This window comes from Gammaproteobacteria bacterium, assembly GCA_032250735.1.
Lineage (GTDB): Bacteria > Pseudomonadota > Gammaproteobacteria > SZUA-152 > SZUA-152 > SZUA-152.
Genome location: JAVVEP010000059.1, coordinates 1 through 4,400, shown reverse-complemented (window position 1 = coordinate 4,400; position 4,400 = coordinate 1). Strand labels below are relative to the sequence as shown.

General features: G+C 61.2%; 5 protein-coding genes. All 5 read right to left on the bottom strand.

What is annotated here, in order from left to right; genetic code table 11:
* Positions 1–21 precede the first annotated feature (21 nt).
* Entirely contained in the window at positions 22–1,134 is a 1,113-nt protein-coding gene (locus RRB22_15785; GenBank protein ID MDT8385860.1) for an MBL fold metallo-hydrolase, read from the bottom strand.
* 390 nt (positions 1,135–1,524) lie between these two features.
* Positions 1,525–1,812, bottom strand: a complete 288-nt coding sequence (locus RRB22_15780; protein ID MDT8385859.1) for a hypothetical protein — start codon at positions 1,810–1,812, stop codon at positions 1,525–1,527.
* A 163-nt stretch (positions 1,813–1,975) separates the two neighbouring features.
* A complete protein-coding gene (locus RRB22_15775) occupies positions 1,976–2,713 on the bottom strand; it encodes an adenosylcobinamide-GDP ribazoletransferase (GenBank protein ID MDT8385858.1) in 738 nt (245 codons plus the stop codon).
* Between the two features lie 7 nt (positions 2,714–2,720).
* Complete coding sequence (cobC, locus tag RRB22_15770; GenBank protein MDT8385857.1) at positions 2,721–3,332, bottom strand: alpha-ribazole phosphatase; 612 nt, start codon at positions 3,330–3,332, stop codon at positions 2,721–2,723.
* A 235-nt stretch (positions 3,333–3,567) separates the two neighbouring features.
* On the bottom strand, positions 3,568–4,400 hold an 833-nt coding region (cobT, locus tag RRB22_15765; protein MDT8385856.1), incomplete at its 5' end, for a nicotinate-nucleotide--dimethylbenzimidazole phosphoribosyltransferase.

Here is a 4,400-nt window from a genome sequence, read left to right as displayed (position 1 = left end):
TCATTCCTCTTTTTGCTCATACTACTGAAATGACACAGAATTTCTAACACTCCCCTTTTCCATTTCGCGATAGATGAAGCTGGCGTTGGCGCGATGATTCTCTTCATACAGGCGGGTGTCCTGCCAGTCTTCGAAGCGGCTGTTCTGCACCGCATCATACAGCGAGACGCCGTTTTCGACCGCCTGTTTCATTTCGCGTCGCAGGCGTTCGACATAGTTGCGGGTTTTCTCCACCATTGGAAAGGGTTTGCGTTGTGGGCTGCCGTGTCCCGGTACCATCAGGCGTGCATTCGGAAAGTTATCCAGCAACCATGCCTGTGCCTTGAGGATCTGCTGGCTGTTGCCATCTCCCATAAAGGTTGTGCGCTGATTGAAGGCGAGGTCGGAAATCCAGACGATCTCCTCGGCGGGTTGATACACAAGCAGGTCGCCGTAAGAATGGTGTCGCCCCGTATTGTAGATATCGAAACGCTGGCCACCCAGCGTGATGCTCAGGGAATCAAACGTCGGTTTCTCGACAAAAATTTCAGGCTGCAGGGTGGTGAATCCCTGCATATCTTCGGGCAGGCGCTCGCGGCGATAGTCCACCGACTCGGTCAGATTCCTTGAGTTATTGTATTCCCGGGTGCCGGGATGCCCAATCACGGTAATGCCCTCGATGGCCTGGAAAGCTGCGGCTCCATAGGCATGGTCGGGATGGTTGTGGGTGACGATCAGATATTTGATGGGTTTATCGGTGATGCTGCGGATGCTTGCAATCATCCGTTGCCCCAGCAATGGCGTGCCGAGTGTATCGATGACGACCACACCTGCATCGGTCACAATGAACCCGGCATTGCCGTTGAAGCCGCGATTTTTTTCATCCAGTGTCGCGATATTACCGAACAGAAAATAGGTGTTGTCGGTGAGTCGATATACCGGCAATGGCGTGTCGGGGCGATTATTCGCCGCGAGTGAAAATTGCGGTAACTCGCGCGTATCGATGACATTTTCCGGCAATTGCCATTCACTCGATGCCGCCTGCGGGTTAACCAGCCGGCCATAGGTTTGCGCGGCCTGCACCGAGATGCAGAGACACAGCCCGATTCCAAACAGCAAGGGGCGGTATGCAAAATTGTAGTCTGCAGAAACCATAGCCACAGCCAGTGATTGGGTGTATAGCATTAAACATTGGCAGATGTGGTGCGGATTTCAAGGCGGTAGTGCGATAATTTAACACCATCCTCCTGCTGCATTGCTTCGCGTTAAGATGCGTCCGGTACGAAGCAATAGGATGGCGCGGGAATCAACGGCCCTGTTTATTTTTGTTCGCGAGGGCACAGAAGACGTGCCCACCCTACCTGCTACGGGCTACCTGCTGATGTGGTAGTGCGCGTCAGCAGTTTGTGGTTATGCCGTGTGCTGCGCCCCGGGTCTGAATACCGGGCCCAGCAGTTTCCACAGCAGGGCCGTCGCCGCAAGGCACCACACCATCACTGCGCCGCTGGGCAGGTCGAGGACGGATGACGCGGTCAGGCTCAGGGCTTACGGGAGAGAAGGGGGGGCGCGTATGGAATAGGCGCGGTGTAAACGCGGCAGGGCCTGGGTGAAGAGATCCACCCACAGCCGTGAGGACAGAACGGGGCTCAGGACCGGCGCGGCAGCAGAGATCAGGCCGAGTTCGGATTTTTCCAGGGCGAAAAATACCTGGCACGACTGCACCGACTCATGGAAGGGGTGCTTGCTCGCGTGCGCAAGCGCCGCATACTGACCCACCAGCAAGGCAATGCTGAGCAGGGCAATATTCAGAGGCAGACGTCTTGTCACATTCATGGAGGTATCGATGGGATTCTGGCCAGGCCGATTTTGTGCGCAGATTTTGTGCGCAGAGAGTAACGATAAGACAGGTTGAAATCAAAAGGTTTCCGTCCATGCGGGCCGGGGCCTGTCGGATTTCACCAACACTTTCTCTCTGGTAGCTTGAGGTATATCCCCATCAGCTCATCAGTACTGCGGCAAGCAGCACAGTTGCTTCGGTGACCTCGATCAGCGCCCCGGCGGTGTCCCCGGTGGTGCCGCCGAGGCGCCGTAGCATGAGTCGGCGCAGCAGCAGGAATACACCTGCCATGACCAGCAGCAGCATGATCGACGCTGTACCGATGATGAGCGGCACCGCCGCGAGGGTAAATATTACGATTACGATGCAGGCGCGGCGGGGCAGGTGGTCAGCGAGCAGGCTGCCCAGGCCGTGCGGCCGCACGTAAGGTGTGGTGAGGAACAGCAACACCAGTGCGGTGCGGCCGAGCACAGGTGTCACGACGAGGATTTCCCAGTCTCCGTTCGGCACGAGGTACGCCAATGCGGCGAATTTGAGCAGCAGGACCAGAACCAGGGTGACCACGCCCGCCGGGCCGCAATAGGGATCTTTCATGATCGCCAGTGTCCGCTCGCGATCACCTAGGCCGCCGAGCCAGGCATCGGCGCTGTCGGCGAGGCCGTCGAGGTGCAGCGCCCCGGACACGGCCACCCAGACGGCGAGCAACAGTGCAGCGGCCACCAGTGTGGGCGTGCCGCTGAGCAGCCAGGCCAGCCCGGCGAGCAGTGCGCCGATAAGCAGGCCGACCAGCGGGTAGTAGAGCAGCGAGCGCCCGGTCGCTTCGGCGTCCGGCGGGTCCGCGAGTCGAATGGGTAAGGCGGTGAGAAACTGCAAGGCGATGAGGAATGGGCGTAACATGAGTGCGTTACTCCATGATGCACGTCAGGCCGTCGAGCCGTGCTGAGCCGTCACTGCCGATGCGTACGCCGTACAATTGCCCATGTTCGACCCTGAACTCTTGCAGTCGCGCGACGGGGACACCCGTTACCTGGCAGAGCAGCATGCGAATCACGCCGCCGTGGGTGACGACCAGTACCCGCTGCCCGGCGTGACCGGTAACGATATCCTTCCAGGCATCGAGCACGCGTGCCTGGAATTGTGCCAGCGGTTCTCCCCCGGGCGGCGTGTTGTGGAGCGGATCGTTCCAGAAGCAGGTGAGAGCATCGGCATCGGTTGTCATCAGTTCGGTGGCGGTACGGCCTTCCCAATCACCAAAGTGTATTTCCATCAGACGTGCGTCAAAGGTCAGTGGCAGTGAATGTTGATCGGCAAAGGCGTTGGCGAACGCGGCGCAGCGCGCCAGCGGCGAGCTGATCACATAATTCCAGTTACCGCTGTCGGCTGTCGTGGCATGCATCTGTGCCAGACCGGTGGCCGTCAGCGGGTCGTCCGTGTGACCCCGGAAACGGCTGCCGCCCTCGACCTCGCCATGGCGCAGCAATTCGACGCGCAGGGATGCGCTAGTGTGGTGCTTCATATAAAACGTGCATTTAGAAAGCCACTCAAGGCGCGAGTGCAAGGCGCAGACCGCCGGGAATGTCGGCTACCTTTCCAAGGTCTGCAACGCGGCAATCGCGCCTTGAGTGGCTTCCCGTAGGGCGAGATAGAATCCTTAGGGCCCACCTCAAGTCTATCTCGTCTAAGTGTGCGTTTTATATGAAACACCACACTAGTGTCGCGGGAGGCAGGACGCCGGGAGCGACCGACGCGCATCATCCGCTCTTCTCGGAAACGCCCGCCTCGGCGAAGGTCGCCATCTCGTTGTGCAGCGCGCAGGCCATGCGCAGCAGCGGCACGGCGACGGCGGCACCGCTGCCCTCGCCCAGGCGCATTCCGAGATCGAGCAACGGCCGCGCATCGAGCGCATCGAGCACCGCGCGGTGGCCTGGTTCGGCGGAGGCGTGCGAGAACAGGAACCAGTGTCCGGCACCGGGGCACAGCCGCGCGGCGGCGAGCGCCGCCACCGAACTGATGAAGCCGTCCACCAGCACCGGCAGGCCGATGTGGGCGCAGGCGATATAGCCGCCGGTCAGGGCGGCAATCTCGAAACCGCCGAGACGCCGCAGTGCCTCCAGTGGCGTGCCGTGGTGCGTGCTGTGACGGGCCAGCGCGCGGCGGATGACTTCAGTCTTGCGTGCCACCCCGTGGGTATCCAGGCCGGTGCCCGGGCCGGCGAGGCGTTCCGGCGGCGCATCGAGCAGGGCGCAGGCCAGGGCGGAGGCGGCGGTGGTGTTGCCAATGCCCATCTCGCCGCCGATGAAGAGTTGCGCGCCATTCAATCGCGCCCGTTCGGCGGCATGGCGGCCGACGCCGAGGGCACGCGCGAGTTGGTAAACGTCCATCGCGGGTTCAAGCGTAAAGTTGGCGGTGCCTGGACCGAGGCGGCAGTCCTTCACGCCGTCGAGCGGACCGGTGTCGTGTGCCGTGCCGAGGTTGATGACCTCGAGCTCGGCGCCGAGGGTGTGTGCCGCCACGCAGATCGCCGCGCCGCCGCGCGCGAAGTTCTTCACCATCTCGGCGGTCACCGCCTGGGGAAAGGCCGACA